This is a genomic window from Paenibacillus sp. CR_12 (assembly GCF_041953985.1).
GTDB lineage: Bacteria > Bacillota > Bacilli > Paenibacillales > Paenibacillaceae > Paenibacillus_AQ > Paenibacillus_AQ lautus_A.
Genome location: NZ_JAVFHO010000008.1, coordinates 234,696 through 261,117 on the forward strand (window position 1 = coordinate 234,696; position 26,422 = coordinate 261,117).

The following is a 26,422-nucleotide window of genomic DNA, read 5'->3' on the forward strand; positions in this document are numbered from 1 at the left end:
AAGCTAAGTTGAAAAAAGGCATCCCGCATGGTCTACAAGACCAGCGGGGTGCCCTTTTTTATTAGTCGGGAGAGTTTCCCGTTAACCGTGATCGATCGCCTGCATCGTCATGACCGCTTTGGCAATCAGGCTCGTCTGATGCTGGATTTCAATCTCCATCTTGCAGGTACGCCGGCTGAGCTCCAGCAATTTCGGCATAATGACAATCGGATCCTCGATCTGCACAGGCCGGATGAAATACGTCGACAGATGATCGAGGACATGATCCCAGCCGCTGATATCCTTGGCAGCCTTCACGGCCGCCTGGCTCATCACGGTGGTGAGCACCCCTTGCGAAATCGTTCCGAGTTCCGAGGCCATCTGGGGCGTGATAAAGCCGTGGAAGAACAATCGCCCTTCCTCATCCCGATCCTCCGCTATCCCGTTCCAGATCAGCTGATCGAACGTCTCGCCGAGCTGAGGCTGGTTTCGCGCATCCCGCAGTGCGCCAAGCACCTCTTTCCGGGTGACGGTGGCAAGCAGCTTGCGGTTCCGATCCACGATCGGCAGAAAATCGATCCCTTCCCACATCATGATCTGCGCGGCTGACGCAAGGGAGGTCTTCATGCTGGCCGTCACCGGATTGCGGGTCATCGCTTTCTCGATCGGCTGGGTTTCGGCCAGCCCTTCCACGTCGCGAACCCCGACAATGCCGATGACCCGGTTCCATTCGTCCGTGACGGGGTACCGGTTTTCCCCCGTTTCCTGCGAAATCCGTTTGAATTCCTGAACGGTGACGGAGTTTTTCAACTGGTGATTCTTGGGCTTATCATGGGCGATATCCTCCACCAGCATAATTTTCTTCTTAATTAAACGGTCGAAAATGGCACGGTTGATCATGGAGGCGACCGTAAACGTGTCATGTCGGGACGAGATGATAGGCAGATCCAGCTGATCCGCCAGCAGCTTCACTTCCCGGCTCGTGCCGAAACCGCCGGTAATCAGCACGCCTGCCCCCTGCTCTAACGCCAGGGAATGGGCATCTTCGCGGTTACCGACAATCATGAGGCTTCCGGCGTCGATATAGCGGATCATGGCTTCCACCTTCATCGCGCCGATCACATACTTGTGCAGGCTTTTATTCAGCCCTTCGGCACCGCCAAGCACATGTCCTTCCACGATCTCAACGACATCGGCAAACGTAAGCTGCTCGGATATGTTCCGCGGCTTCCGTTCCACGCGAACCGTACCGATCCGTTCCTTCGTGACAACGATGCCTAGGCTTTCCGCTTCCTTCACCGCCCGGTAAGCGGTACCCTCGCTGACGCCCATCTCCTTGGCCAGCCGCCGCACCGATATTTTGCTTCCCACCTTCAAACTTTCAATATACTGAACCAACTGCTCGTGTTTTGTAATCGTATCATCCCGAACGTCCAACTGTTACACCCCCATAACACTATCTGTACTATACTGTATCTATTATATCACGTCCGCTGACGCTCCCATACCCGTCAAATCCAAAAAAACCTCCCCTCAAGGATGGCGGATGGATAATCCAGCCGCATCGGCTTCAAGGGAGGTTTTTGTTTATCGCAGCTCTCGCTGTGATCCGGCACTTAATTGGCTTCCTGGCTCTTCTGTTCCTCAGGCCATTTCAGTTCCCACTGGCTCAATTTCTCCTTGCGGATTGCGTCCAGCGCTTTCTGCTTCGCCTCATCTACTCCGATAAGATAATAGAGATGCGAACCGATCACGAGCAGGGCAAAGCCTGCCCAGACAGCACCGAACAGCGAAACCCAAGAGAACCCGCCGGCGAAAGAAATGCTCGGAAGGGCGTATATCAGCATGCCGAGTGCAACCAATAAATATGCGGTGTGTTTAAACTTGTTCTTCTTTTTTTTCATTGTAAACGCAGCTCCTCTACTCTCTGAAATCTATATTTCTACTCTATGAGGAGCTTGCGCAATTTATGAGACAAGTTTTTAAAAATTTGTTCGAATTGTCTTCGAAGTTAACCGCCGCACCATGGTTACAAACGAGACCGCTTAGGATTGGGCCGGTCCGTACAGATGCTGCAGGCTGTCCGATATAATCTTGTTGACGTCTTCGATAATGACGCTCAGACGCCGCTCGGCGTCAAACAGACGGCGGATGTTCAGGTTCAGGCTCAGCACCTCGAACTGCTTCTCCATCTTCTCCATTTCCTCTTGGGCCGGCATGTCTCCGGACATCATGCGCTGTTGAAGCTCCATCTGACGCTGACGGAAATCGTCCAGCATGCGTCTGCTCTCCGGATCCGCATCCACGAGTTTCATCGCGGATGTAATCTCTTCTACCTCCTGGCTCTCCTTCATTGCTTTTGCCAAATCATGCGCTTTGTCATAAATGTTCATTCTTGGTTCCTCCCCTATATTCGGCTAAGAAGCCGTTTTGTTCGTTCGCTTTTTGCCACATCTTAACTCTTAACATCTCATCTCCACAGTATCGTCAGCAGCGATTGGAGTAATCCAATGATCCCGCCCAGCAAAACCCCGAGCCAGGTAATAGCCCTGAACTCGCGGCCGGATACGCTCAGTATGACCTCTTCCAGCCGCTCGATCGGAAATTTCTCCACCTGCTCCTGAACGAGCTGAGGCAAGTTAACGGCCTTCATCGCCCCCGGGATGCTTCGCTCCAAAAAGCCCAGCCCCTTATCGAGCATTCCTGGCAGGGCTGCCTCGATAGCCGGCATGCGCGGGCCGATCGCTTCGCCAACGCGAAGAAGCTCGATCCGCTGAATCCATGTGGACCAAGGAAGCTTGTCATCCAATGTCCGGGTCAGCCACGCAAGCCCCGGCTCATCCGATGCATGTTCGATGATATCCCCGATCGGCATTTCCCCGTAATGGGACAGCTTTCCGGAGATGATGTCCGTGATGGTCTTGCGGACCTTCTCTCCCTCCAGCTGCTGGATCAGCACAGGGGTCATCTTCTGTACCAGTTTATCCTCATCCACAAAGATTGAAGCCATCGTTCCGAGAAACCCGCCCGCCTTATCGATAAGCGAAGAAGCTACGTCCGACAGCATGAGCTGCCCCTTTGCCGACAAGAGCGTATGCTTCAGCTCCTTCAGCACGGTATCGGCTGCGGCCGCGCTCCAGCCCTGGATCGTTTCCTCCGACCAGCCGGGAACGAGCTCCTTCAGCGGTTTCGACTCAAGCCCATACCCGTGCCATATGGCAGCGGCACCTCGGGCCGTAAGTTCGCGCGCCAATTGTTCCGCCCGGACCTTCATCTGCTCCCACTGTTCGGGACTCCATACTTTCAGCGCCAAATCGCCGAAGCTCAGCTCCGATTCGCTCCATTCCTCCAGCTTCCGCCGGAGGCTTTCCTCCATCTTGCTGCGGAACACCGGCCTGCGAATCAGATCCTGCAGGCCCTCGCTTGTCACCAGGTAATCCGAAACCACATGCCCCAGCGACTCGGCAATCTCGTCCTTGCGCTTGGGGATGAGCCCCGGGGTAAAGGGTACGCGGCGGCCCAGGATGATTTTTTCTTCGCGGGGATGAAACAGCATTTTTATCGCAAAGTGGTTCGTTACGCCGCCAACAAAAGCAGCGACGCACACGTTCACCAAAATAAACAGCCAGTTCTGCATTTTCAGCACTCCTTTTTCCCGAGCAGTACAATCACCAAGGGATATATGTCCTCATATGATGCATTACATGCAATGATCAGATGAAGTCTTCGTCTGTTCACTTAAGTATCCAGTTGTTGTCGGAAGGAGATCCATCATGCGCAAATCCAAGATCAAATCCAACACCAAATCCAAGATATCGGTTCAATTAATCCGCTCAGCCCAGCTTCCGGATAACGATATCAAGCTTGGTGACCGGCTCATAAGACAGCTCCGTATCCCGACAGATTCACCGATACAGCTTGCCTTTGGCTCCTTCAAGCAGGAAATCCGCGTTACTTCAGGAGGAAAATCGAACACGCTGGCCCTAAGCCCCACCATATTCAGCAGTTCGGAACTGCTTCCTCGCACCACGATGAATGTCAGATATTATCCAACGGAAAAAATGCTGAAGCTCGGTCCGCTCATCGGTGTCATGGTCAGCCGCTTTTTACCGGATGAACCTGATAAACCTTTCGGGTCGATTTCGGCTTTCTGTTTGGAAATGGTAAACGCGGCCAAGAAACAAGGCGCATATGTGTACTTTTTCACCCCTGACATGATCGGTTCGAACCCGTCAACACTTGAAGCAATTATCTATGACGCGGGTTGGAAAAAGCGCAGCGTTCCAGCTCCGGACGTCATTAATAACCGGCTGTCTACCCGCAAACTGGAGAATAGTCCTAGCGTACAGCATTTTATGAGAGAAGTAAAATCACGATTCGGCACCCACATCTTTAACGAGAAATTCCTCGATAAATCCGATGTCTTCGAGGCGCTCGGACCCGATGCGAAGCTCCAAAAATATTTGCCGGAATCCTATTTGCTCAGCGGTTATCCGACTCTCAAAAAAATGTGCACCACGTATCGGACGGTCTTCCTGAAACCGGTGCGGGGAAGTCTGGGAAAGGGAATCATCCGGATATCCCGGCAAGAGAACGGCCATTACCAAACGATGACGACATCTCTTGAAGGATCCAAGAAGAGCACCTACTCCTCGCTTCCAAAGCTGTTCAGCAGCTTATCCGGAAAAATAAAAAAAACGCGTTATCAAATTCAGCAAGGATTGGATTTAATCCGCATCAACCGGCGAAACGTCGATTTTCGCGCGCTTGTTCATAAAGACAAAAACGGCAAATGGGCAGTGACCTCGGTCGTGGCCCGAATTGCCGGCGGAAACCACTTTGTCTCCAATCTCGCCAGAGGCGGTACGCTATCTTCCGTCAAGGACGCGCTGGCCATGAGCAGCATTCCGTTATCCTCCAAGCAAACGGCTCCCGCACGAATGAACCAAGCGGCGCTCGATATCGCTCATGGATTGGAGGCTGCCATTCCTTATCACTTCGGAGAGCTGGGCATCGACTTGGCGATTGATACCTCGGGACGTATTTGGCTTCTGGAGGTCAACTCCAAGCCTTCCAAAGGCGAAAATGCGCCATTGAATGCCGACTCCAAAGTAAGGCCGTCTGCCGTACGACTCGTTCAATACTGTCAATACTTGACGGGTTTGTAAAAAAGGAGAACCTTATGTCCTCAAAGATAATAGGCACCCTGGGTGTCATGGCATGCCGCAAACCGGGCTTCCCACCGTTCGCCGAGAAGCAATTTCTCCGCGAGCTAAGCTTGAAGTCCGAGGGGCTCGGCATGCAGGTATTTGTTTTTTGTCCGGATGATGCCTCACCTGCTTCAGGTGCGGACAGCGCCGCGGACAGGATAAAAGGATATCGCTTCAATCCGGAAGAGGGCTGGATTACCGGCACCTTCCCGCTTCCTGACATCGTCTATGACCGTTGCCTGCACCGAAGCGGCGAGGAAACGGCCGCAGCCGGTGAACTTCTGAACCGAATGTCGCAGCTTGGCGTTAAGCTGTGGTCGCGCGGTCTGCCGGGCAAGCAGAAGGTTCATCAGCTGTTAAAGCGCTCCTCAGCCATCAAGCCTTATTTGCCGGCAACCTTAAGTTATACGGGAGCCGAATCCCTCAGCCGGGCTTTGCTCGCCTTTGGCGGACGTCTCTTCATGAAGCCAAGCGGAGGCTCTCAGGGCCGTCACACCTTGTACCTCGCGTTGACAGATCAACAGCGTGTCAGACTGCAAGGAAGGGATCGGAGCAACCGCATGTTCCTGCATACCATTCCCGTGCAAGAGATGAACGAATGGGTGGGAAGTTTTACCGGCCGCCGCCGGTTTATCATTCAGCCCTTCCTGAAACTTCGCAACGGTAACGGGCACCCGTACGATATCCGGTCATTGGTTCAAAAGAATGATCGCGGCATATGGTCCGTCACAGGAATCGCTGTTAGGCAAGGAGCCGACCAAGGATTAACCTCAAACCTTCATGGCGGAGGCACGGCATTTCCCGCCCTCCCCTATCTAACGACCGATTTCGGAGAAGAAAAGGCCACGGGGATCATGCGGACCATCCGGGATTTGTCCGCTCAGCTTCCAGCTCTGCTGGAGGAAGGATTCGGCCGGCTCGGCGAGCTGGGAATCGATTTTGGCGTGGATACCAGCGGACGGGTCTGGATCCTGGAGGTCAACTCCAAACCTGGCCGACGCGCATTTACACTAACGGGAGATGGTCACGCAGCCCGGCTGTCCGTCGAACATCCGATTCAATACGCCCGTTATTTATTGCTTCGACAACTTAGGAGGGTAAATACATGAGTTTGAATTTCGGAAATATTCATTTCTCGCAGCAGCCCGAAAAAGTCGTCTTTTTATCCGGTTCGCTTCTCAAGAGCCTGGGGCTATCAAGCAAGAAATCGATAAAGCTTCGCATTGGCACCAATACCGTGTCCGCTGCCCTGAAACCGATCGAACGGTCGGGAAAGCACATCTATTTAAGCAGCGGAGTCCGAAACAGCGTCAACGTACCCAGACAGGGTCCTGTGTATATCCATTCCCCCCGGGAAGGAGAACTTGAACTCGGGCCGGTGGTCGGGGTTCTGTCCGACGGCCCCCCGAATCCGTCCAGTCCTTTTGGAGCCCGCACTTCATATATCCGGCAGCTGCTTCGCGAAGGCAACAAAAAAATGTTCGTATATGCCTTTGCCCCACGGGATATCAATTGGCAGCGCGAAACCGTTCATGCCTATATGCTTGGTTCCGGCGGCGGCTTCATTCGCAAGACCGTTCCGCTTCCTGATGTCGTTTATAACCGCCTACCGAGCCGGAAAACCGACTTCTCCCCTTTTACCAACCAACTGAGGGACCGGTTCGGCAAACGCAACATCAAATTCTTCAATTGGGCGTTCTTCAATAAATCGGATGTCTACTCGCAGCTGGACGGTGACCTGCAGGCGGGCAAATATTTGCCGGAAACCTACAACAATCCTAGTCCCGAGCGGATTAAGGATATGATGGAACGCCATCATTTCGTATATTATAAGCCTTCTGCCGGAAGTTTAGGCCTGGGCATCTACCGGTTAACCTATCTTCCCAAAAAAGGATACTATGCCCGCTATCACGGAAACGGCGGCAACACGCTGCTCAAATTCCCGAACTTTAACAGTCTGATGCGGATGCTTCAGGCAAAGCACGGTGCCAAGCTGAAGAGCTACGTCATCCAGCAAGGAATCCGTCTCATTGAAATCGACGGATGTCCCATCGACTTCAGGTTCCATATGCATAAGAACAGCAGAAACCGTTGGGCCGTGGTCGGCATCGGCGCAAAAAAAGCCGGACGCGGCAGCGTCACCACGCATATCAAGAACGGCGGCTCGCTGATGACGCCGGAAGTGGCGCTCTCCCGCGCTTTTGGAACCAGATCGCGTGATGTGCTGGAGCGCGCCAAGGAAGCCGCCATTGCGATGTCGGAAGCGATCGAGAATCACCACCCGCATCTGTTAGGGGAAATCGGGTTCGATATCGGCATAGACGATAACGAGAGAATCTGGATGTTTGAAGCGAATTCGAAGCCGGGCAGATCGATTTTCAGCCACCCTTCACTTAAAGCGGAAGGAAGAGCATCAGTCGAGCATATTTTTGATCACAGTTTGTATCTGAGCGGCTTCCACAGGGGGGAATGATTCGTGATCAGCCGAGTGGAGAGTGATGGAAGACCGGTTGTAGCAATCTTGACCATGCACGATACTCAAACCATGTTCAGAGGCAACCGGCAAAACTTTCAGGAAATTATCAAGACAGGAAAAGATATGGGGTTTCTGGTCTATGTGGTCACGGTACGCGATCTGAAGCTTGATACGGATTCTGTCAAAGGCTATATGCTGATGGGCGACCATTGGGAGCAGAGGTTATGTCCTCTGCCCCAGGTTATCTATAACCGGATTCCATACCGTGAGGATGAAGCGCTGCCGTGGGTTCGCCGCAAAATCAAGGAATGCCAAAGGCATCCCCATATCGACCTCTACAACCCACATTTCTTTAATAAGTGGAGACTGTTCGCTTGGCTGAACAAATCGCGGTTAACCAAGCAATGGACTCCTCTGACTAAGCGCTTGAAGGGGTATCCGACTTTATATGAGATGATGAAGAGGAAGCCCTACCTGTATCTAAAACCGGAGGATGGCAAAGCCGGTCAAGGAATTATGAGGATTCGGTACCAGAAAAACAAATCGCTCCCCTACCGCATCCAGATTCAGAACAACAAAAACAGTACCACGTACAAAGCGGCTTCCTTGGAAAGGCTCTGGAGCCGGGTTTATCAGGAAACCAAAGGAAGCTCATACCTTATTCAGCAGGGAATCGAGCTGGCTCAGGTCCATGGCCGCTCCTTTGATCTCCGCATTCTTGTGCAAAAGAACGATTCGGGTTCCTGGGCGGTCACGGGAATCGGAGCACGCATGGCAGGGGCCAAGAGCATAACCACGCATGTTCCCCGCGGAGGAACGATTGAGGACCCGGAGAAGCTGCTGCCGATCGTATTCGGTCCGGAACGTTCCGATGCCATCCTGGGCGAGGTTAGAAAGGCAGCCGTGCATATGGCACGGCAGATTGAGAAATGCTCCGGGCAGATCCATGGGGAAATGTCCATGGACCTTGGAATCGATAACGAAGGCATCCTCTGGTTCTTCGAGGCGAATTCAAGACCGATGAAATTTGACGAACCGGCGATCCGCAAAAAATCACTGGAGCGGATTTTTCAATATTCCGACTATCTGATCAAGCAAAAGTAAATCTTGCACGGTCTCAAGCACCGGTCAAAGATGTACGGAAAGGAGGGGATCATGTGGAAATCTCATGTCTCTCTCTCGCAAGCCCGGAAGAATGGCCGCATGCCAGACAGCAATGCAGCGAGTTCTTCCGGCGTTACAGCAACAAGCGTCTAACCCGCGAAGGTTATCAGCGTCTGGCATCGTTATCCTACGACGAGCTGCTGCAGCCCGGCACTTCGATCGTGGCGGCAACGGTTCGGGGCGATATCGGGCGCATACCGGTGGGGATTTGCTTTGCGGCGGATTATGGAGAAAGTGCCTGTATGATTGCTGTACACCCTCTATACCGCAACCGGCAAATCGGTTCTTCCCTGATCCGCTCGCAATTATCCAGGTTCGGGCGGCTGCGATGCAAAGTGGCTGCAGATCATACGGCAAGTTTGCAAATGTGCTTTCATGCAGGGATGCAGGCCATTGCTCTTGAGCAGGGTCCGACAGGAAAACCTACGCTCATTATGAGCGGAACCCTGCCCCTGCACCAACCATTTAATGCTGACTCTATTCAAGAAGGTGAACCTCTGTGTCGAAACCCGTCTTAGGTATTATGACGCTTTACTTGGATGAACGGAAAAAGCTGGAGGAACGGCATATCTACGAGCATATGATCAAGGAAGGAAAGGCAATGGGGCTGGACGTCTACGTCTTCACCCCCGCCGAGGTCAACAGCGCCCAAGGGCTGATCAACGCCATGGAATACGACCCTGACCACCAAAGATGGAGCCGGAGGTGGCGGTCGTTTCCCGACATGATCTTTGACCGCTGCCGCATTCAAAAGAGCCCGCGCTTTCAACAGCTGCTGCGCTTTCGTTCCCGCTACCGGTACTTGCTGTTTCTGAACCGGCCGCTGCGCAACAAATGGACGATTCATCAAATACTGTCCACCAAAAAACGCTTCCGGCCCCATCTGCCGGACACCCGGATCGTTACGAGCACCAGTGACATTCACCGGATGCTCCATGTTCACCCTGTCGTTTATTTTAAGCCGATCAACGGAACGGGCGGACGCGGAATCCTGCGGATTGCGAAGGTGCCGGGCGTTACGGGCACGTATGAAATCCGGGGACGCAATTCCAATCGGAGCATCATTAAACCGAAACGGATGCCATCGGGCCATTTGGCGCAATATTTATCGGGCTGGGGCAATAAAGACCGATATCTCGTCCAAGAAGGAATACAGCTGGAGCTGCCGGACGGAAGAGTGCATGACTACCGAATGCTCGTGCAGAAAGACGGAGCCGGTCAATGGCAGGTGACCGGCTGCGTGGGACGCGTCGGGGCGCCGAAGAGCGTAACCTCCAACCTGCATGGCGGCGGAAGCGCGACGATGATGGAAGAATTGTTAAGCAAATGGATCGCAGATCCGGCAAAGCGCGCCAGCATCCGCGAGGAAGCCGATTCCCTCGGCGTGGCCATAGCCCAATTTCTGGACGGACAATATGGAGGCTTGTGCGAGCTTGCGCTGGATCTGGCAGTGGATAAAACCGGAAGGGTTCTTCTCCTGGAGGTGAATCCTAAGCCATCAAGGGAAGTATTCTCGCAGATCGGCGATATGGCTGCCTACCGCGAATCCATGGTGAAGCCCTTAGAATATGCCATGTGGGTATACAGTCAAAAAAAATCCGCGAAGAATGCTTAAGGCCAAACCCTTGAGAATCGAATACTAGAATCCGTAAACACGCACAAAGGCTGTTTCCAAGAGGGTTGCATGCTACCCTTGGAAACAGCCTTTGTGACTCCTATCCAATCTACTCGGCTTGGTCATGAAGCTTCAGCAGCTGTGAAAAAGAATGGATGACAACGTCCGATCCCTTCAGCTCCTGTTCCTCGCCAAAACCTGCATAGCGGCAGCCAATGACGGTTTGTCCGTTCTCTTTGCCTGCCTCCACATCCGATGACCGGTCTCCCACCATCCAGGCATCCTTGATTTCATGCTGATCCAGCAGCAATCTGACCAAATCCACCTTCGAAGCCGTTCCGTGCTCTCCGGCACTGTAGACTCCTTCAAAAAGCGGCATAAGCCCCCTCGCTTGGGAGATGCCCTTCACGTAATCCTCCAGGCCGTTGCTGGCAACAAACAATCGGACGCCGCGCCGATGAAGCTCCTCCAGCGTCTCCTTCACCTCAGGATACAAAACGGCTGCTTCATCGCTTAAACCTTCGAGCTCCAGCTGCAGCAGCAGCTCGTTTGCACGGTTATGGGCTGCCGGCGTCGCATCCGGTATGACCTTCTTCCAAATGTCTTCGAGCAGCATCCCCAGACATCCAAGCATGAGCTCCTCATCCGGCGTTTCTCCTTCGTGGTGCCCCTCTTCGCGCAGAATGTCGAACAATTTGTGATAGGCGGGCAGCAGCAGGGTCTCCGTCTGAAACAGCGTTCCATCCATGTCAAATATCATCGCTTCCGGCTTGATTAACGTAGCTGTTTTTTCCAATTTTGTCCTTCCCTTCGCTCCATATAATCTGATTCTAGTCTAATCTCCCCTCATCATATAGGAACCATATCACATCTGCAAATCCCATTCCCCCATAACTGCTGCTTTTGGTCTATATCATCATGCGTAACCAAGGAGGCTTTAACGTTGTTATATATACAATAAGTGCTAAGAAAGGAGAGGATGAACTTGCCGGAAACAAGGGAGTCTGGTGAAGCATCGGCCATCGGGCTGCTGGAAGCCGAACTGCTGGCAGAGCTGGACCGGTATGATCCCCGTGAGCAAGCCGCCATTCTCAAGAGGATGGTTAACCGGCTTAAGAAGGGCCGATATGTCCGAAGCCCGATTGCCCTGGTGAAGGAGATGGTTCGGACACCGCTCGTATGGTACCTGTTGTCCCTGGGGTTTGCGATACCGATCCTGTTCTATATCTTGTTCGTTTGGATCTCGCTGGCGGTTGAAGGGTAACGCCGGAAACGAAGCGTTATTGATCAAATTCCGGGCGCGGCCGCCAGATCATTAACGTAGCGGCGTACCATGCCGAGGTAACAAACGGCAGATATTTGAGACCCTTCAACCCGCCCTCGTCTCCTCCAAATACCATGTGCGACGTAACGGCGATCACTGCATTCAGAACGATCCCGCCTGCAAAACCTCCGATTAAAGCCATAACCAGCACGGCAAGGCTTCTCATGTTCGTATTACCCCTTCTGTTCCTGTCGAAAGGACGGGAGTACACCACGTGCCGTATCCACGGCAAGCCAGAACAATCCGATGGCGATGACCGGATGCCATGCCCCTGCGCCAGGCAGGTTCGCCGTGAGGTATTGGCTGATGACCAATAACAACAGAGCCAGTGATCTCCTTTTATACGGGGCTGGCAGTTTGCCTGCAATACCAAATATCAGCATGAGCAGCGGCACGATTTCAAAAAAATGGACAAACACGGTATGGCTTCTCCACATCGATCCGTCGTGAAACAGCGCCATGCCGGCAATAAACGTCTGAACGGCAATACAAACAACAAATAACCATGCCAGCCCTAACGATATCCATACGGCCAGCGGTGTTTTTCTTACAGCTTGTTGCGTCATGTCGATATCCCTCTCTCGATTCAAAAATTTTTACGAGATCATCCTATCATCGAAATGTTGCGATCTTGTGATGATGGCTTGCGGATTCCGTGAAATTTTCCAATTGCGGCTGGATACCGTATATAATGGGGTGGATTTACCGCTGAACCTAACGAATCAATGGAAAGGCAGGATGCTTGCATGGCACATACCTTGCTTCTTGTGGACGATGAACGGAAAGTCATTGAATTTATGGAGCCGTTCCTCCGGCAGGAGGGATTTCACATCATTACCGCTTCGACCGGCACGGAGGCTTTGGCCAAAGCGAGAGACGCCAAGCCGTCGCTGGTCGTATTGGATTGGATGCTGCCGGAATTAAGCGGCATTGAAGTATGCCGGGAGCTCAGAAAATCAAGCCGTGTCGGCATTATTATGGTTACCGCCAGGATTGAGGAAACCGATAAGCTGATCGGGCTGGAGGTAGGCGCAGACGATTACATGACCAAGCCTTTCTCCCTGCGGGAGCTGGCTGCGCGTATCCGGTCGGTCCTTCGCAGAATAGAAGGCGAATCGGTTACTGAAGAAATGCTTAAGCGCGGCGATTTAACGATCTCGGAAACCCAATGCCGGGTATGGAAACACGACCGGGAGATCCTGCTTACGCCTACCGAATTCAAGCTGCTCCTGACCCTTGCTTCCAGGCCTGGCGTGGTATACAGCCGTCTGCAGCTGCTTCAGGCGGCCATGGAGGATGATATCCACAATGATGAACGGACCGCGGACGCCCATATCAGCCGGATTCGCAAAAAAATCGAAGATGACCCGGCCGAGCCCGTTTTTATCAAAACGGTGTATGGATTCGGTTACCGGTTTGAGCAGCAGCCATGAGCGTGGGCCGCAAAATCTTCATCGTCCTCTCGTCGTTCATTATCGGTTTCAGCACCGTCTTCGTCCTTCTTACTTATATCGTGATCCGCGATTCCATGGATGTCATGCTGCAAACCTCGCGCGAAGAAGAGCTGGATCAGCTCCAGGACCGGCTGGTCGGCTACTACGTAAAGAATGGGCATACTTTTCGTGCCGTTCAGGATCAGGCATGGTTAGCGGACAGTCCCCGTTCGGCTGACCGCCAGGAGAGCATCCTGCTGGTATCAGGGGAACAAACGACCCTCTTGCATGAGGGGGAGGCTGTAGAGCAGCTGATCAAACGTCTGGGGGTAAAGCGGACGTTGCATGTTGAAGGCGACGCGGTCGCGGAGCTGTATTATTATGATACGGACGTGGCAAACCTGACCAAGCTTCGGATCGGCACGCCCACATCCATCATCATTCTGCTGGGCGGAGGCACCATCCTCTTCGTCCTGCTATCCCTCGGGGCGGCATACTGGATATCGCGAAGGCTCACGGCGCCCCTGCGCAAACTCGTCCCGGCCATCGAACGCCTCGGTCAAGGCGAATACGGCATTCAGGCCCCCGTCACCTCGGAGGACGAATACGGGAGGGTCGCCGTCGCTTTTAACGGAATGTCTTCCAAGCTCGAACAATCGGAAATGGTCCGCCGCAATTTGGTGGCTGACGTCGCCCATGAGCTTCGCACACCGCTGACCATCGTGAGGGGAAAGCTGGATCTGCTTCAACAGAATCGGCAGCCGATCGAACCCGAACTGCTGCTTCCCATCCAGGACGAATTGATTCGCTTAACCCGGCTCGTGGGTGACCTCCATCAATTATCTTTAGCCGAAGCGAAGCAGCTGCCGCTGGTTCGAAAACCAACCGATATGCTGGTTCTGCTGAGTCAAATCCGGGAACGGGTAGAGCCTGAGGCGGAGGCCAAAAACTTGGCCCTGCGACTGACGAGCGCTACGGAACGCACCTCCGTACCCGTTGATCCTAGTCGAATCACCCAGGTGTTCCTGAATCTGTTCGTCAACGCGATCCGGTATACGCCCCATGGCGGGCTTGTCCATGTTTCGCTGTTAGAGGAGTCCCCATCCGGCATGCTTCGGATCGATATTCGGGATACGGGCCCAGGGATTGAAGAAGAGCATCTTCCTTATCTCTTTAACCGCTTCTACCGCACGGATGAAGCGCGTGCACGGCATCAAGGCGGCATGGGACTAGGTCTTGCGATTGCCAAGGAATTCATCGTATCTCATGGAGGCACGATTCAGGCAGAGAGCAAGCCGGGGCAGGGTACCACCTTTACGGTCCGGCTGCCGTATCATGATTCGGACCAGGAGCTGCGCGGGACCTAATGGCCGCGATATCTCCCTTCCACCATAAACAGGCCCGGCCGCTATCGGCCGGGCCTGTCATGAACGATTCACTTGGGTGGGGCTAACGATGTACGCACCCTAGAATATTTTCTTCGTTTCCCGATCTTCCTTGATAATCTCAACGGCCTCCCGGAAGCGGAGGGAATGAATGATTTCCCGTTCCCGCAAAAATTTGAGACTGTCCTGCAAATCCACGTCGTCGGTCATGTCGATGAGCCATTGATATGTAGCGCGCGCTTTCTCTTCTGCCGCAATGTCCTCGTACAAATCCGCAATCGGATCGCCTTTTGCCTGAATGTAAGTTGCCGTGAACGGAACCCCAGCGGCATTCTCGTAATACAGCGCATGATCGTGATTGGCATAGTGCGCGCCCAATCCGGCTGCCTCCAGCTCCGCCACGCTTGCATCCTTCGTCAATTTGTACACCATCGCGGCAATCATCTCGAGATGTGCGAATTCCTCGGTTCCGATATCGTTGAGCAATCCGATCACTTTGTCTGGAATCGTATACCGCTGGTTCAGATAACGCAGCGCGGCGGCCAGCTCGCCGTCAGCGCCTCCATATTGCTCCATCAAAAATTTTGCCATTCTCGGATCACATTTACTTACGCGCACCGGATACTGAAGCTTTTTTTCATATACCCACATGGGCTCTTCCGCCTCCTTGTTCTCGCTTTTCCTCTTCGTGAGGGCTGCATGCAGGTGGTGAAGCAAGCAGCAGCCCGCTGGCCAACGCCGTCAAACCTGCCAAGGCCAAGGGCCTTGGGCCCATTCGAACGGATATTTGGAATAAGCACGGCCAAAATTTTGCAGGGGCCCATACAACTCCTGGAATTGCTTCGCGAGCACCGTCCTTTCCTGCGTCAGCTTGTTGAATTGCTCGATGCTCTTGAGATCATCCGGATGGGTGTCCAAATACAGGTTCAGCTCGACGAGGACAAAATCCAATGCCTGAAGCTGCTCCAGCATTTCGTAATACTTCCGATCTCCAACCTGGGGTCTGGCTTCGTTCACGGCCGATCACTCTCCTTTAAATTTTCGCGAGGTATACGGGCTATACAAGGACGGCCATAACGTTCCGTGTCTCAATGCCTCGGCAGGGCTAAACTGCGGCAGGCCGGGCGGTTGAAACACGAGATACTGGTTAACCGGCACCACATACGTTCTGTAGAGCTTGGGCGGGCAAGGATCAAATGGCGAATGAAATACCGGGTATACGCGCACCTCAGGGTTTTCCTTCAAGGGTATTCCTCCTTATCGTTACTATCCGTCGTTTTCAAGGACTCTTCGTATTTAACATATGTCTTCCGCCCAGAAAATGAACTCCAAAATGACAAAAAAACCCTCTTCCCTGGAATATTCCCGGGAAAAGGGTTCGCATCAAGTTGTCCTTCAGAATTTGATCTTGATTTGGAACAAGCCCGCTTTACGCATGGCGGAATAGATAATGACGACCAGGGGGCCGATAAAAAATCCGATCACGCCAACCAGCTTAAATCCGACATACATGCTGACCAGTGCCGGTAATGCGCCGATGCCGACGGCATCCCCAATGACCTTCGGCTCCAGCACGCGGCGGATCACCGTAATCAGGATGAACAGGAAAATCAAGCCGATCCCAGTAAAAATATCGCCTACCGCGAGCAGGTAAATGGACCATGGGATCAGTACGGAGCCTACGCCAAGGATCGGCAGGATGTCGACAATCGTGACAAGCAGGGCGATGGCAAGCGGGTAATTGATACCTAATACCAGCAAGCCGAGCAGCGTGATCACGTACGTGAACAAACTGAGGATCAGCTGGGCCCGTAAAAAGCCGAATATCGATTTTTTCAGGCTGAGCAGCACTTCATTCACCTGCGACTGGGAAGACTCGTCGAACAGCGACAAGACCTTTTCGCGCATCGTATCGAGGCTGAACGCAAACAAGTATACCGCCACGCAGAATACGATGAACGTGACAAACAGGTTAGGCAGCGTTTTGGCAAAGGACAGGAAGGTTGAAGATACCGAATTGACCAGCGACTGCACATAGGAAGAAATATTCGACATAAATTCGGTAAGACTGTCGGCAAGGCCCGGCGAAACGCCGTTCAGCATGTCCTGAGCCTGAATAATCGTATGCTGAAGGAATTCATTGGCCCCCGCAAAATATTGCGGAGCCCTGCTCCAGTATTCGACCAGCTGGTTAAACACCTGAAGCCCGATCAGATAAGCCAGAAGCAGCATCAAGAGAAGAAATAGCGTGCTGGTCACGGTTGCGGCCGCAATGCGGTTCAGCCGGAGCCTTTTCATCAAGAGCCGATTTAACGGCTCCAGTGCAATAGCAATCACGATAGCCAACAGGAACGGAGCTCCGACCGTAAACATTCCGTACAGCAACAGGAGCCCCAGACCGATAAAGATCAGCTGCTTAATCGACATAATCCACTTCCTAACCAATAGAGTCTTGCTAGTTCTGGGTGAGGCTGCTTTCCAGCTTCTGATGAATCATGACGCGGGTTACGCGCAACCGGGTAGATTCCTCAACTTCAAATACCACCCCGTCAAAGGTGGTTTTCTTCCCGACTGCCGGGTTCCCTTCCAGCTCCTTGAACAACCAACCGCCAATGGAATCGACGTCATGCTCATCAATCATCAAGCCGGTCAAATCATTCACTTCCTCGATGAGCATTCGCCCGTCTACCGAAAAGGACTCATCATAGACTTCGATTTCCGGCCGCTCGTCTTCGAACTCATCGTACAGGTCCCCGACAATCTCTTCCAGAATCTTCTCAGCCGTGAGAATGCCGGCGGTCCCTCCGTATTCGTCCACCACGAGCGCAAGCTGCTCATGTCTCGCCTGCATCTTCCGCAGCACCTGGCTGATCTCCATAGATTCCGATACGTCCATAATCGGTCTCACCAAGGATGTCAGATCACGCTGTTTCTCCGGCTCTGCCAGAAGGAGATCCGTAATGTGGACAAATCCGATGATGCGGTCCTTGTTGTCCGTGGCAACCGGGTAACGGGAATGCTTCGTCTCGTTGACGATCCGAAGGTTCTCCTCCAAGGTAAAATTGGTGAACAATACGTCCATATCCGTCCTCGGCAGCATAATTTCCCTGGCTCTCAAATCGGAAAAATCGAACAGGTTGTCCATCAATTTCATCTCGTTCTCGTCGATGACACCGCTCCGTGCGCTCTCGGTCATCAGAATCCGAATCTCTTCCTCGGAGTGGGCTGCCTCGGCCTCGCTTGCTGGCTCGATGCCGACCATCTTCAGAATACGGTTAGCGGAAGCATTGAGCACCCAGATCACCGGCAGAAAAATGCGGTAAAACCAGAGAAGCGGGGCTGACAGAAGCAGTGCCGTGCCCTCCGTCCGCTGAATAGCCAAAGATTTCGGTGCAAGCTCCCCTAACACAATATGCAAAAAGGTGATAATACAGAAGCCCACCGCGACCGATATCGTGCTGATCAATCGCTCATCCGCAAAGCCGATGCTGTGCATGATGGGAGCTACCAGCAATTCGGAAATGGCGGGCTCCCCGATCCAGCCGAGTCCCAGGGAAGTCAGGGTAATCCCGAGTTGGGTGGCGGATAAATAAGCATCCAGCTTTTGGTTTACTTTCAGCGCAATGCCGGCAAGCCGGTTTCCTTCGCTAACGAGCTGGGTCAGCCTGGATTGGCGCATTTTCACGAGTGAAAATTCGGCGGCTACAAACACGCCGTTCAACAAAACGAGCAGGAAAACCAAGAGTAAATTCAAAATCAGTTTCCCGACCTCAAATTCCTCTGCCATGATGACACGCCTTCTTTCTAGGGTTCTAGTTTGTCTTTGCTTTTCTCGACTTGAAATCCACACCCCGATAGTACATGTCGGCTACCAACAGGTTCGGGCCGCAGCAGCTCACTGCATCGCAGTGACAGTTGACCGTTTGATTCAACGGATGCCCTGTAGACCATGCGTCAAAAATATCGTCCAGCTTCTGTTCCTTAATATTACCAAAAGCCGGGATATCAGCAAAATCCGTTACGTACACGTCGCCCGAGAATAAATTCACATTCACCCGGTTACGGCCATCCGGATCGTTCCGCACCGTTACGTTCGGTTCTTGCCGCAAGCGGCGAATGATCTCCTGGTCATGATCGTCCGAGCTGCAGGCATAGAACGGCAGCGTTCCGAACAGCATCCACATGTCCCTGTCTCGGACATCCAGCAAATGATGGATGGCGGCTTTCGTATCGGCCAAAGACAAGACGGGCAGCGCGGATGCAAAGTTCGAAGCATACATCGGGTGAACCTCGTGCCGCTTGCAGCCCATGTCCTTGATCAGCTTATGAATGCCGCCCAGTTTCGTATGCGTTCTGTAGTTAATCATTGATTCGGCGGATATGTACATGCCGGCCGCGCTCAGCTTCTCGGAATTGACCAGCATCGTGTCGTACATCTTGTATGCCGTTTCCTTGGAGACAGGGCGAGCGCTATTCGCAAATCCGACCTCATAAAAGTCGTCCCCGTTCAAGTAATTGAACGAAATATGCATAACGTCCAGATAGGGCAGCATCTTCTCGTACCTGCCGATATCCAGCGTCAGATTGGAGTTGATCTGAGTCCGGATTCCCCGTTCCTTGGCGTACTTGAGCAGGGGAACAATCACGTTATCCACCGTTTTGCCCAAAAACGCCGGTTCACCGCCCGTCAAGCTGATCGTCTGCAGATGCTCTACCTCATCCAGCCGCTTCAGCATCGTATCCAGGGGCAGCATCGGGGCTTCCTTCATGACGAGCATATCACCGACAGCGCAATGCTCGCAGCGCATATTGCACAGATGCGTCACTGTCATTTCCACGCTGGTCAGCACGTGGCGGCCATGCTCGCGCAGGGAAGTTATCGGATCCCACGGATCATAACTCGGCGAAATAGGCCTTACGGCTGATGGAAACGGCTGTGCTGTATTACTCATGGTTCACTCACCTTATTTCTTTGAATTACCGATTCAGTCAGTACAACTTGCTTGGATGTACTCTACGGTTTTGATAATGTCCATTATATGATTATAACATACCCAAACAGAAGGCTTCTGCTTGGTTCGGCTGGAAATCATCCGGCTTCCCCCCGTTTGTCTGAACGTTCCTTGGAAGCAAGCTTAGATGCCGGAAACATCCATGCGGGACTCCACCAATTCGCTCTGCCCAGCATCTTCATGAATGCAGGCACAAGCAGCACCCGAATCACGGTCGCGTCCAGCAGAATGGCTGCTGTCAGGCCTAAACCGATCGCTTTCATCACTTCATTGTCCGTAAATACGAAGGCACCCACAACGACGGCCAGAATCAGAGCCGCGCTGGTAATCAGGCCGCCCGTACTCTCCAAGCCCTCGGCCGTGCTGAATTCGTTATCCCCCGTCCGTTCATAGTTCTCCATGATCCGCGAGAGCATCATGACTTCATAGTCCATCGATATGCCGAACACCACGCAGAATATCAGGACCGGCAAAAGCGCGAAGATGGACCCTGTAGAGGAAACGCCCAGCCACTCCGCACCAATGCCCTCCTGAAATACCCACACCACGATACCGAGTCCGGCGCCCAGGCTGAGCATGTTCATGACGCTGGCCTTTAAGGGGAGCACGATCGACCGGAATGCGAAGAGGAGGATGATATAAGTCACCGCAAATACGAATACCAGGACGTAGGAAATGTTCTGCTGGATGGCTTCCATGATGTCCAGTTTATACGCGGGGCTGCCGGTGACATAGGTCTTCAGTTCATTCGTATCCATGGTCCGCAGCGCTTGGACAAGCTGCATCGTGAGTGCATGGGATTCCTCATGCTCCGGAGTCACGGCAACGGCTGCCATATTTCCTCTGACAAAACGATGCTGCTCCAGCTGCCGGCGGATCTCTTGGCGGGACAGAACGTTCGATACTTCCTCCACCGAACCCCTGCCAACGCTCAGATAACTCTCTACCCGCTTCACGCCTGGCATGAGCCTGATTTCATCCGTGTACGCCTTCATCAGCTCGATGCTGTGCGGATCCGCATAGGAGGACGGAAGCTCCACCGCCACAACGATCGAATTCAATTCGCGTTCGTCATAAGCCTGCGTAAGCAGGTCGTGGCCATAACGGGATTCATAGGCGGGGGGCAGCACTTCGGCAGCGGGGATGGCAATGCTCATGTTTCGGACCGGATAGATCGCCACCAGCAGCAAACCGATCGCCGCTACAGAGATGGTCACGGGATGGGCCATAACAAAACCGGAGATCCTTCTCCACATGCCCGAGGTCTGCCGGCCCCGAAGCGACCGGAGTTTGGCCGGAAAGAGAGGGAGCGCATCGATGCGGGGGCCCAGCATCCCCAATAAAGCCGGAAGAAGCGTGTTGCCGGCCAGCACCGAGAACAGCACGACGGTAATGCCGCCTATGCTGAAAGAGCGGAAGATCGGCAGGTCGATGAAACTCATCGCCACAAAACCGATCAACACGGCAGCACCCGAGAACATCACTGCTTTGCCGGCGGTTGCGCAAGTGATAGCCAGGGCGGATCCCACATCCCCGCTCCGTGTCCGCAATTCTTCTTTGAAGCGGCTAACGATCAGCAAGGCATAATCAATGCCTACGGCCAGACCCAGCATCGTGACGACATTCGGAAGAAAATTGCTGATCGAGCCGTCGGCCAAAGCGACAAAATACAGAATGCCCATCGTGACCACCACGCTGACAATTCCGGCGATTAAAGGAAGAAGCGCGGCAGTCAATGTGCCGAATACGACCGCCAGGATGAGCAAGGCTGCAGGAATGCCTATCATTTCCGCATGGATAATATCGCTCTTAACGGCTTGATTCATATCGGCGAAGATGGCGGTATTTCCCGTTATGTACGTATCCGCTCCCGTGATGTCGGGAACCGAGTCTCTGATCTCTTCAAACTGCTGCAGGGCTTTCGAGGAATCCAGATCCAGCAGCACCGTCACGGATACGATATGATCCTGGCCGGCCTGATGAGCTGCGATATTCATATACATATCCCTGACATATGGGCGGTCACGCAAAGGCGCAAGCTCCGTCAGTATCCGCCTCTGCGCCGTCCCTGCCGTCAGGTTCTCATCGTGTCGACTGACAACGACGATATCCAGCGAGGCTGCCGACAACCCCAGACCCTCCTCCAGCTTCTCGATTCCGATCTGGGCCGGGCTATCCTTCGGCGTAAACCCGTTATGCTGCAATATGGACGGCAGCTTGAACGCAAACGGAAGCAGCACGCAAAACAAAATAAGCCAGGTTACAACAATGGCTTTACGGTAGCGGTAAATCAGTCGCCCCCATGTATGCAGCAATGTTGCATGGCCGTTACGTCTCACGAGTCAACCTCCTTATGCTCCAGTTTGATCTATGGTGCTCTGTCCGATGCCGGCGATCATAACGGCCAGCGTCTCGGATAAATCCACTTCGTAAGGCGCGGATAACGGGGTGCCCTCGGCATCCGTCAATACGCGGACAACGGGTCGATGCGGCACATGCGCGTGGATCCTGGATACCACTCCATTCTCACCCGTATGCAATTTCACGGTGATCCCGGGAGGATATATCGCTACCCGATCCCGAAACATGGCCAGGAATGATTGTTCATACAGCGTTCCCGATCCGGCGTACATGACCTCCACCGCTTCGTGCGGCAGCAATGCAGGCTTGTACACCCGCTGCGTGGTCATCGCGTCGTAAGAATCCGTAATCGCGATCCATTTGGCGTATTCATGGATGTCAGGTCCCTTCAAAGCCCGGGGATAACCGCTGCCATCCAGGCGCTCATGATGTGACAGGGCGCAATGCGCCGATAACAGCGGAATGTTGGGCTCGTCCTTCAATATTTTGAAGCCGATCTCGGTGTGCTTCTGGACCTCGCGAAATTCCTCCTCGCTAAGCCGTCCTGGATGGTTCAGCAGCTTCTGGCTTATCCGCGTTTTCCCGATATCGTGCAGCAGGGCCCCCAGGCCGAGCACCCTCAGCTCTTCCCGGTTATACCCGTAAGACACGCCAAGAACCGTCGAGTAGACGCATACGTTCAGAGAATGACGGTACAGGTTGTAATCGTTCGTATTCATATCGGTCAGCAGCACCATGCCCTCATCATGCTCCGAAATTTCATCCATAATGGACTCCATCATCCCGGAGAACGTTTTGCCCAAATGAAGGAAGCTGCCTTTCAGAGCAGCCTGGCTCTCCAGGTTCTTGAAGCTGGTCCGAATCGATTGGATCGCCTGCAGCCGCGTCTCTTCGGTCAACAGCTCCGGAACCACGATATCCTCCGTCATCGGATCCTCGATGTATACATACCCGAGTTCCAGCGTGCCCAGACGGCGGATCAGCCCGGCTGTCAGTTCCACGCCCTCGGCAAGCAGGATTAAACCGTCACTATTGTATATTTTCTTACCAAGAACCATGCCCGGCCTCAACGCGTTGATAGGTATAAGACGCAAAATCCGTCACTTCCTCTGCTATTCTGAAACTTGTGTGGGATATAGCGTCTAGTCTTCAGTGGATCACGATACGAAGAAGCCGGATCTCCTTCTTGTGTCTACTCCTGCTTAATGCATGATGAACAGCCAAAAAACGGCGGCGAGACCAAAACGGTAGATCGCAAAATGAGTAAGCCTTATCTTCTGTATGAGTTTCATGAAGGCCAAGACGACAAAATAAGCGACAACAAACGAAACGATAAAACCGGCTAGAAATACACCGATCGTATCTAAAGTAAAATATCGGTAAGAATCCAGCAATTCATATCCCGATGCGGCACACATGATGGGAATCGCGATAATAAACGAGAAATCGGCCGATGCCTTATAACTCACACCGCTAAGCATACCCCCGGAGATCGTGGACCCCGAACGGGAAAAGCCCGGCCATAAGACGGATATGATCTGGTAGATCCCAATCAGAAAGGCCTGCTTATATGTCAAATCATCCATATCATGCGTGGTCACTTGGACTTTATGCTTATTGTACCATTCCGCAAAAATCATAAAAATGCCGCCGGCAACAAGCGCAAACAGCACCGTCTGCGCATGGAACAGGCTTTTGATGAAATCCCTCGCAAAAAACGCAACCAGCAGGGCCGGAGCAATCCCCAAAAATATATGCATCAGATTCAATCGCCTCCGAGGCACTTTCCGGGTCAACGGCTCGCTTCGGCTCCACCCGAGCAGATTCAAAATCCGATTCCAATAAACAATCGCGATCGCCAAAATGGCTCCCAGCTGAATGACAACCTCAAACGTCTTCATGATCGGTGTTTGGTCATCGTAACCGAGCACCTTGGCCGTCAAAATCATGTGGCCCGTGGAAGACACCGGAATGAATTCGGTTAGTCCTTCCACGATCCCCAGTATGATGGATGTGATAAAATCCATGTCCTACCCCTCCCCTTACCTTTGTCCTCCTCATATGTATGCTCGGCCAAAGGAAGTTAGTCGGGGGTTGTCAGGATATCCAGCGTGAAATCATGGACGCTTCAAGCGATCCGGGACGCGAAAGCTCGTTCCGCAGCAGGTCTCGAATAAACTCGGGCAGCATATAAACCGTATCCGTTCCAAGCGCCAGGGTCTCGTATCCGATTTTAAAAGTAAACATGTCGAGCGTTCCCACATGATATTCCCGCTGCCATTCCAGCGGTTGTCCCTTGAAGGAGATTTGCGTGATCTTCCGGTAAGGCTCTCCATCCTTGTCATATCGGATCTTTAATCCATCGACGGCCAGGCCCCCTAACAGATACCCGCGGAAGCCGAAGCCCATGATCTTCTTCCCGCTAAACTCCGGAAGCAGACTCTCTTCAAGCGCCTGATAGATGTGTTCTCCCCGCAATTTCACGACACAGGGATTAATCGGTGACGGGCACAAACCATGCAGCATCCCGGTGCTGATTTCGCCCTCCGGCAGCGGTCCCAGCAGCTGCCCGGAATTGACGATCGAAATTTCGGCGCCCGTGTGCTGCAGCACGGCCTGAGCCAACAGGTTCGCAAACGGCGATTCCTCCTCATAATGGATCGGCAGGCTGCGGTCGATTACGGCCACGGCTTCGGTTAACTTCTCCTTGGCCAGCTCACGATGTTTCAGGATGGCCTGCTCCACGATGGGCTCCATTAAGCTTTTATCCACAGGCAGCAAGGTTCCCTCTACGCATGCAAACCGTTCACCAACGTCATTCCGCTCCATAACGAGGCGGCCTACGTATTGTCCGAATTTGCCCGCGCCGCATACGGCTGTCTTCCCGATCATTAGCGGCTCCTCAAGGATGTGATGGGTATGGCCGCCAAGTATGACATCAATGCCTTCTACATGTTCTGCTAATCTTTTATCAATCGTTAGTCCTAAATGGGATAAAACGATAACGATATCACACTGGCCCTGAAGCGCTCGAACCTGTTCGGCAATGGCCTCCACCGGGTCTCCTGCTTCCCAGCCTAACAATTGATAAAATCCTGCAAAAGCTGCCGTCGCGCCGGTGAGCCCGATCGAAATGCCATCCCGCTCTAGGATCACATGCCGTTTCATCCATGAGGGAGGACTGCCGCTCTCCGTCTCCCTGATGTTGCAGCAAACGACGGGGCACTGCAGTCCGGCATATACATGCTCCAGAACATCATACGAAATGGTCAGGCCTTCGTTATTGCCGATCGTAATCGCGTCGTATCCTGTCAAATTAATGACATCCACATTCGCTTGCCCCATTGAGCCTTCGGTTTCCACCGATGCGCGATCCATATGGTCTCCGATATCCAGCACGATCGACTTATCGCCGGCAGCCGTCTTTTCCCGGGAAATAAGTGCCGCCACATTGCTCATCATCTCGAAATGGCTGTGTATATCGTTGGTATATAATATGGTCAGCTTTTGTTTATTGCTTTTAAGCCCCATCTGGCGGCCCCCTCCCAAGTTACTTTTACGATAATTTCCGGTCTTACAAGCATAACATTTTAGCGAAGAATATGGTATATTGTAGCCCATAAGAATTACGAGGTGATCAAAATGTCGACAACCATTTCCATACTGCTATTCGCCGGATTAGCCGATCGCATCGGCACGGCTTCACTTGCATTCAGCGTACCCGCCCTCCCCCTTACGACCGGGGATTTGAAGCTGCTTCTTAGCGAGGCTTATCCTGATGCCCAGTCCCAGATTGCCACGGCCTTCGTTGCGGTCAATCAAGAATATGCGCTGCCGGATCAGCTTATTCAGAGCGGGGACGAGGTGGCTCTGATTCCGCCTGTGTCCGGCGGGGACGGAACCAACCTGCAGGACACAGGCTCCAGTTCCTCGTCAGACGGAACGTGCACCATCACCTGCCACCGGCTGTCCGTGGAAGAAACCATCGCCAAAGTGCATGATGATAACCATGGCGCAACGCTTTCCTTTGTAGGCACGACGCGGGAGATAACCGGTCAGATGCGAACGGTAACGCTGGAGTATGAAGCTTACATTCCGATGGCCCTGAAAGAAATGCAGCAAATCTGCATGGACATCCACGGCCGATGGCCCGGCACGAAATGCGCGATTTCCCACCGTATCGGTACGGTCGGAATCGGGGAAACCAGCGTCGTTATCGCCGTATCTTCACCGCATCGGGAAACATGTTACGAAGCAAGCCGATATGCCATCGAGCAGTTGAAGCGATCCGTTCCGATCTGGAAGAAGGAGATATGGGACGATGGATCCGAGTGGAAAGGGGCGCAGACCGGACCCTGGGACCCAATGGCTAGGCAATAAGTCGCGATTATATCATTGTAAAACCATAATTTTCTTGCTAAGATAGTTTTGATCTTTTTACTTATATAAGGGCAAGAGGTGCA

At 53.0% G+C, this 26,422-nt stretch carries 27 protein-coding genes; 10 read left to right on the forward strand and 17 right to left on the reverse strand.

Annotated features, from left to right (window positions below; translation table 11 throughout):
* Window positions 1-81: 81 nt before the first annotated feature.
* The 4 genes from RB297_RS24815 to RB297_RS24830 all read right to left on the reverse strand — a co-directional run bounded on the left by RB297_RS24815 (window position 82) and on the right by RB297_RS24830 (window position 3,616).
* Window positions 82-1,416 carry a DRTGG domain-containing protein gene (locus RB297_RS24815; RefSeq protein WP_036659800.1) on the reverse strand — a complete coding sequence of 445 codons (1,335 nt, stop codon included), beginning with the start codon at window positions 1,414-1,416 and terminating at the stop codon, window positions 82-84.
* A 179-nt stretch (window positions 1,417-1,595) separates the two neighbouring features.
* Window positions 1,596-1,883, reverse strand: a complete 288-nt coding sequence (locus tag RB297_RS24820; RefSeq protein WP_096776316.1) for a hypothetical protein — start codon at window positions 1,881-1,883, stop codon at window positions 1,596-1,598.
* A 141-nt stretch (window positions 1,884-2,024) separates the two neighbouring features.
* On the reverse strand, window positions 2,025-2,372 hold the full coding sequence (locus RB297_RS24825) for a YlbF/YmcA family competence regulator (RefSeq protein WP_009595776.1): 348 nt from the start codon (window positions 2,370-2,372) through the stop codon (window positions 2,025-2,027).
* A 77-nt stretch (window positions 2,373-2,449) separates the two neighbouring features.
* On the reverse strand, window positions 2,450-3,616 hold the full coding sequence (locus RB297_RS24830; protein ID WP_096776317.1) for a DUF445 domain-containing protein: 1,167 nt from the start codon (window positions 3,614-3,616) through the stop codon (window positions 2,450-2,452).
* Between the two features lie 136 nt (window positions 3,617-3,752).
* On the opposite strand from RB297_RS24830, the gene RB297_RS24835 reads away from it, so the two are divergent.
* From RB297_RS24835 to RB297_RS24860, 6 genes are read left to right on the forward strand one after another with little or no spacing between them, the layout of a single operon-like run.
* Window positions 3,753-5,147 (forward strand): YheC/YheD family endospore coat-associated protein, encoded by a 1,395-nt coding sequence (locus RB297_RS24835; RefSeq protein WP_015736994.1) that lies wholly within the window; start codon window positions 3,753-3,755, stop codon window positions 5,145-5,147.
* Window positions 5,148-5,161: 14 nt separating this feature from the next.
* The gene (locus RB297_RS24840; protein ID WP_096776318.1) at window positions 5,162-6,298 is read left to right on the forward strand and encodes a YheC/YheD family endospore coat-associated protein; all 1,137 of its coding nucleotides are present in this window, start codon (window positions 5,162-5,164) and stop codon (window positions 6,296-6,298) included.
* The gene (locus tag RB297_RS24845) at window positions 6,295-7,662 is read left to right on the forward strand and encodes a YheC/YheD family endospore coat-associated protein (protein ID WP_096776319.1); all 1,368 of its coding nucleotides are present in this window, start codon (window positions 6,295-6,297) and stop codon (window positions 7,660-7,662) included. Before RB297_RS24840 ends, RB297_RS24845 begins: the two co-directional genes overlap by 4 nt.
* A gap of 3 nt (window positions 7,663-7,665) precedes the next feature.
* Complete coding sequence (locus RB297_RS24850; RefSeq protein ID WP_096776320.1) at window positions 7,666-8,769, forward strand: YheC/YheD family endospore coat-associated protein; 1,104 nt, start codon at window positions 7,666-7,668, stop codon at window positions 8,767-8,769.
* Between the two features lie 53 nt (window positions 8,770-8,822).
* A complete protein-coding gene (locus RB297_RS24855) occupies window positions 8,823-9,347 on the forward strand; it encodes a GNAT family N-acetyltransferase (RefSeq protein WP_036659806.1) in 525 nt (174 codons plus the stop codon).
* Window positions 9,329-10,444 (forward strand): YheC/YheD family endospore coat-associated protein, encoded by a 1,116-nt coding sequence (locus RB297_RS24860; protein WP_096776321.1) that lies wholly within the window; start codon window positions 9,329-9,331, stop codon window positions 10,442-10,444. The genes RB297_RS24855 and RB297_RS24860 overlap by 19 nt, the downstream gene beginning before the upstream one ends.
* A 109-nt stretch (window positions 10,445-10,553) precedes the next feature.
* Here the strand turns inward: RB297_RS24860 and RB297_RS24865 are convergent, their stop codons facing one another.
* Window positions 10,554-11,240, reverse strand: coding sequence for an HAD family hydrolase (locus RB297_RS24865; protein ID WP_096776322.1), 687 nt, complete (start codon window positions 11,238-11,240; stop codon window positions 10,554-10,556).
* Between the two features lie 183 nt (window positions 11,241-11,423).
* Between RB297_RS24865 and RB297_RS24870 the strand changes: the two genes are divergently transcribed.
* The gene (locus RB297_RS24870; RefSeq protein WP_235201614.1) at window positions 11,424-11,708 is read left to right on the forward strand and encodes a hypothetical protein; all 285 of its coding nucleotides are present in this window, start codon (window positions 11,424-11,426) and stop codon (window positions 11,706-11,708) included.
* Window positions 11,709-11,724: 16 nt separating this feature from the next.
* Here RB297_RS24870 and RB297_RS24875 read toward each other — a convergent pair whose 3' ends face one another.
* Both RB297_RS24875 and RB297_RS24880 read right to left on the reverse strand, forming a co-directional pair.
* Complete coding sequence (locus RB297_RS24875) at window positions 11,725-11,934, reverse strand: DUF5957 family protein (protein WP_096776323.1); 210 nt, start codon at window positions 11,932-11,934, stop codon at window positions 11,725-11,727.
* Between the two features lie 7 nt (window positions 11,935-11,941).
* A complete protein-coding gene (locus RB297_RS24880; RefSeq protein WP_096776324.1) occupies window positions 11,942-12,334 on the reverse strand; it encodes a DUF6220 domain-containing protein in 393 nt (130 codons plus the stop codon).
* Window positions 12,335-12,514: 180 nt separating this feature from the next.
* Here RB297_RS24880 and RB297_RS24885 point away from each other — a divergent pair, with 180 nt between their 5' ends.
* Together RB297_RS24885 and RB297_RS24890 are read left to right on the forward strand one after the other, a co-directional pair.
* Window positions 12,515-13,201 (forward strand): response regulator, encoded by a 687-nt coding sequence (locus RB297_RS24885; RefSeq protein ID WP_096776325.1) that lies wholly within the window; start codon window positions 12,515-12,517, stop codon window positions 13,199-13,201.
* A complete protein-coding gene (locus RB297_RS24890; protein ID WP_277746734.1) occupies window positions 13,198-14,568 on the forward strand; it encodes a sensor histidine kinase in 1,371 nt (456 codons plus the stop codon). Before RB297_RS24885 ends, RB297_RS24890 begins: the two co-directional genes overlap by 4 nt.
* 99 nt (window positions 14,569-14,667) lie before the next feature.
* On the opposite strand, the gene RB297_RS24895 is transcribed toward RB297_RS24890, so the two are convergent.
* The 10 genes from RB297_RS24895 to RB297_RS24940 all read right to left on the reverse strand — a co-directional run bounded on the left by RB297_RS24895 (window position 14,668) and on the right by RB297_RS24940 (window position 25,490).
* Window positions 14,668-15,237: a manganese catalase family protein gene (locus tag RB297_RS24895; RefSeq protein ID WP_096776327.1), complete on the reverse strand. Its 570-nt coding sequence runs from the start codon at window positions 15,235-15,237 to the stop codon at window positions 14,668-14,670.
* A gap of 90 nt (window positions 15,238-15,327) precedes the next feature.
* Window positions 15,328-15,603, reverse strand: a complete 276-nt coding sequence (locus tag RB297_RS24900) for a spore coat protein CotJB (protein WP_036659829.1) — start codon at window positions 15,601-15,603, stop codon at window positions 15,328-15,330.
* A 6-nt stretch (window positions 15,604-15,609) separates the two neighbouring features.
* Window positions 15,610-15,831 carry a spore coat associated protein CotJA gene (locus RB297_RS24905; protein WP_096776328.1) on the reverse strand — a complete coding sequence of 74 codons (222 nt, stop codon included), beginning with the start codon at window positions 15,829-15,831 and terminating at the stop codon, window positions 15,610-15,612.
* Between the two features lie 150 nt (window positions 15,832-15,981).
* A complete protein-coding gene (ytvI, locus tag RB297_RS24910; protein WP_009595724.1) occupies window positions 15,982-17,013 on the reverse strand; it encodes a sporulation integral membrane protein YtvI in 1,032 nt (343 codons plus the stop codon).
* A 28-nt stretch (window positions 17,014-17,041) separates the two neighbouring features.
* The gene (locus RB297_RS24915; RefSeq protein ID WP_192570833.1) at window positions 17,042-18,373 is read right to left on the reverse strand and encodes a hemolysin family protein; all 1,332 of its coding nucleotides are present in this window, start codon (window positions 18,371-18,373) and stop codon (window positions 17,042-17,044) included.
* Window positions 18,374-18,398: 25 nt separating this feature from the next.
* Complete coding sequence (gene yfkAB, locus RB297_RS24920; protein WP_009595820.1) at window positions 18,399-19,538, reverse strand: radical SAM/CxCxxxxC motif protein YfkAB; 1,140 nt, start codon at window positions 19,536-19,538, stop codon at window positions 18,399-18,401.
* A gap of 137 nt (window positions 19,539-19,675) precedes the next feature.
* Window positions 19,676-21,937, reverse strand: a complete 2,262-nt coding sequence (locus RB297_RS24925; protein ID WP_375121711.1) for an MMPL family transporter — start codon at window positions 21,935-21,937, stop codon at window positions 19,676-19,678.
* Window positions 21,938-21,949: 12 nt separating this feature from the next.
* Complete coding sequence (locus RB297_RS24930; protein WP_192570830.1) at window positions 21,950-23,053, reverse strand: HD-GYP domain-containing protein; 1,104 nt, start codon at window positions 23,051-23,053, stop codon at window positions 21,950-21,952.
* A gap of 108 nt (window positions 23,054-23,161) precedes the next feature.
* Window positions 23,162-23,986: an undecaprenyl-diphosphate phosphatase gene (locus tag RB297_RS24935; protein WP_192570829.1), complete on the reverse strand. Its 825-nt coding sequence runs from the start codon at window positions 23,984-23,986 to the stop codon at window positions 23,162-23,164.
* Window positions 23,987-24,056: 70 nt separating this feature from the next.
* Window positions 24,057-25,490, reverse strand: coding sequence for a bifunctional metallophosphatase/5'-nucleotidase (locus RB297_RS24940; protein ID WP_375121712.1), 1,434 nt, complete (start codon window positions 25,488-25,490; stop codon window positions 24,057-24,059).
* A 111-nt stretch (window positions 25,491-25,601) separates the two neighbouring features.
* Between RB297_RS24940 and moaD the strand changes: the two genes are divergently transcribed.
* Window positions 25,602-26,339 (forward strand): molybdopterin converting factor subunit 1, encoded by a 738-nt coding sequence (gene moaD / locus RB297_RS24945; RefSeq protein ID WP_096776335.1) that lies wholly within the window; start codon window positions 25,602-25,604, stop codon window positions 26,337-26,339.
* Window positions 26,340-26,422: the final 83 nt, after the last annotated feature.

Excerpts from the sequence above, each read along its gene's own strand:
- RB297_RS24820 (WP_096776316.1), bottom strand. The coding sequence starts at position 1,883 with ATGAAAAAAAAGAAGAACAAGTTTAAACACACCGCATATTTATTGGTT.
- RB297_RS24825 (WP_009595776.1), bottom strand. The coding sequence starts at position 2,372 with ATGAACATTTATGACAAAGCGCATGATTTGGCAAAAGCAATGAAGGAG.
- RB297_RS24830 (WP_096776317.1), bottom strand. The coding sequence starts at position 3,616 with ATGCAGAACTGGCTGTTTATTTTGGTGAACGTGTGCGTCGCTGCTTTT.
- RB297_RS24835 (WP_015736994.1), top strand. The coding sequence starts at position 3,753 with ATGCGCAAATCCAAGATCAAATCCAACACCAAATCCAAGATATCGGTT.
- RB297_RS24840 (WP_096776318.1), top strand. The coding sequence starts at position 5,162 with ATGTCCTCAAAGATAATAGGCACCCTGGGTGTCATGGCATGCCGCAAA.
- RB297_RS24845 (WP_096776319.1), top strand. The coding sequence starts at position 6,295 with ATGAGTTTGAATTTCGGAAATATTCATTTCTCGCAGCAGCCCGAAAAA.
- RB297_RS24870 (WP_235201614.1), top strand. The coding sequence starts at position 11,424 with ATGAACTTGCCGGAAACAAGGGAGTCTGGTGAAGCATCGGCCATCGGG.
- RB297_RS24875 (WP_096776323.1), bottom strand. The coding sequence starts at position 11,934 with ATGAGAAGCCTTGCCGTGCTGGTTATGGCTTTAATCGGAGGTTTTGCA.
- RB297_RS24880 (WP_096776324.1), bottom strand. The coding sequence starts at position 12,334 with ATGACGCAACAAGCTGTAAGAAAAACACCGCTGGCCGTATGGATATCG.
- RB297_RS24885 (WP_096776325.1), top strand. The coding sequence starts at position 12,515 with ATGGCACATACCTTGCTTCTTGTGGACGATGAACGGAAAGTCATTGAA.
- RB297_RS24890 (WP_277746734.1), top strand. The coding sequence starts at position 13,198 with ATGAGCGTGGGCCGCAAAATCTTCATCGTCCTCTCGTCGTTCATTATC.
- RB297_RS24895 (WP_096776327.1), bottom strand. The coding sequence starts at position 15,237 with ATGTGGGTATATGAAAAAAAGCTTCAGTATCCGGTGCGCGTAAGTAAA.
- ytvI (WP_009595724.1), bottom strand. The coding sequence starts at position 17,013 with ATGTCGATTAAGCAGCTGATCTTTATCGGTCTGGGGCTCCTGTTGCTG.
- RB297_RS24915 (WP_192570833.1), bottom strand. The coding sequence starts at position 18,373 with ATGGCAGAGGAATTTGAGGTCGGGAAACTGATTTTGAATTTACTCTTG.
- yfkAB (WP_009595820.1), bottom strand. The coding sequence starts at position 19,538 with ATGAGTAATACAGCACAGCCGTTTCCATCAGCCGTAAGGCCTATTTCG.
- RB297_RS24935 (WP_192570829.1), bottom strand. The coding sequence starts at position 23,986 with ATGGATTTTATCACATCCATCATACTGGGGATCGTGGAAGGACTAACC.
- RB297_RS24940 (WP_375121712.1), bottom strand. The coding sequence starts at position 25,490 with ATGGGGCTTAAAAGCAATAAACAAAAGCTGACCATATTATATACCAAC.
- moaD (WP_096776335.1), top strand. The coding sequence starts at position 25,602 with ATGTCGACAACCATTTCCATACTGCTATTCGCCGGATTAGCCGATCGC.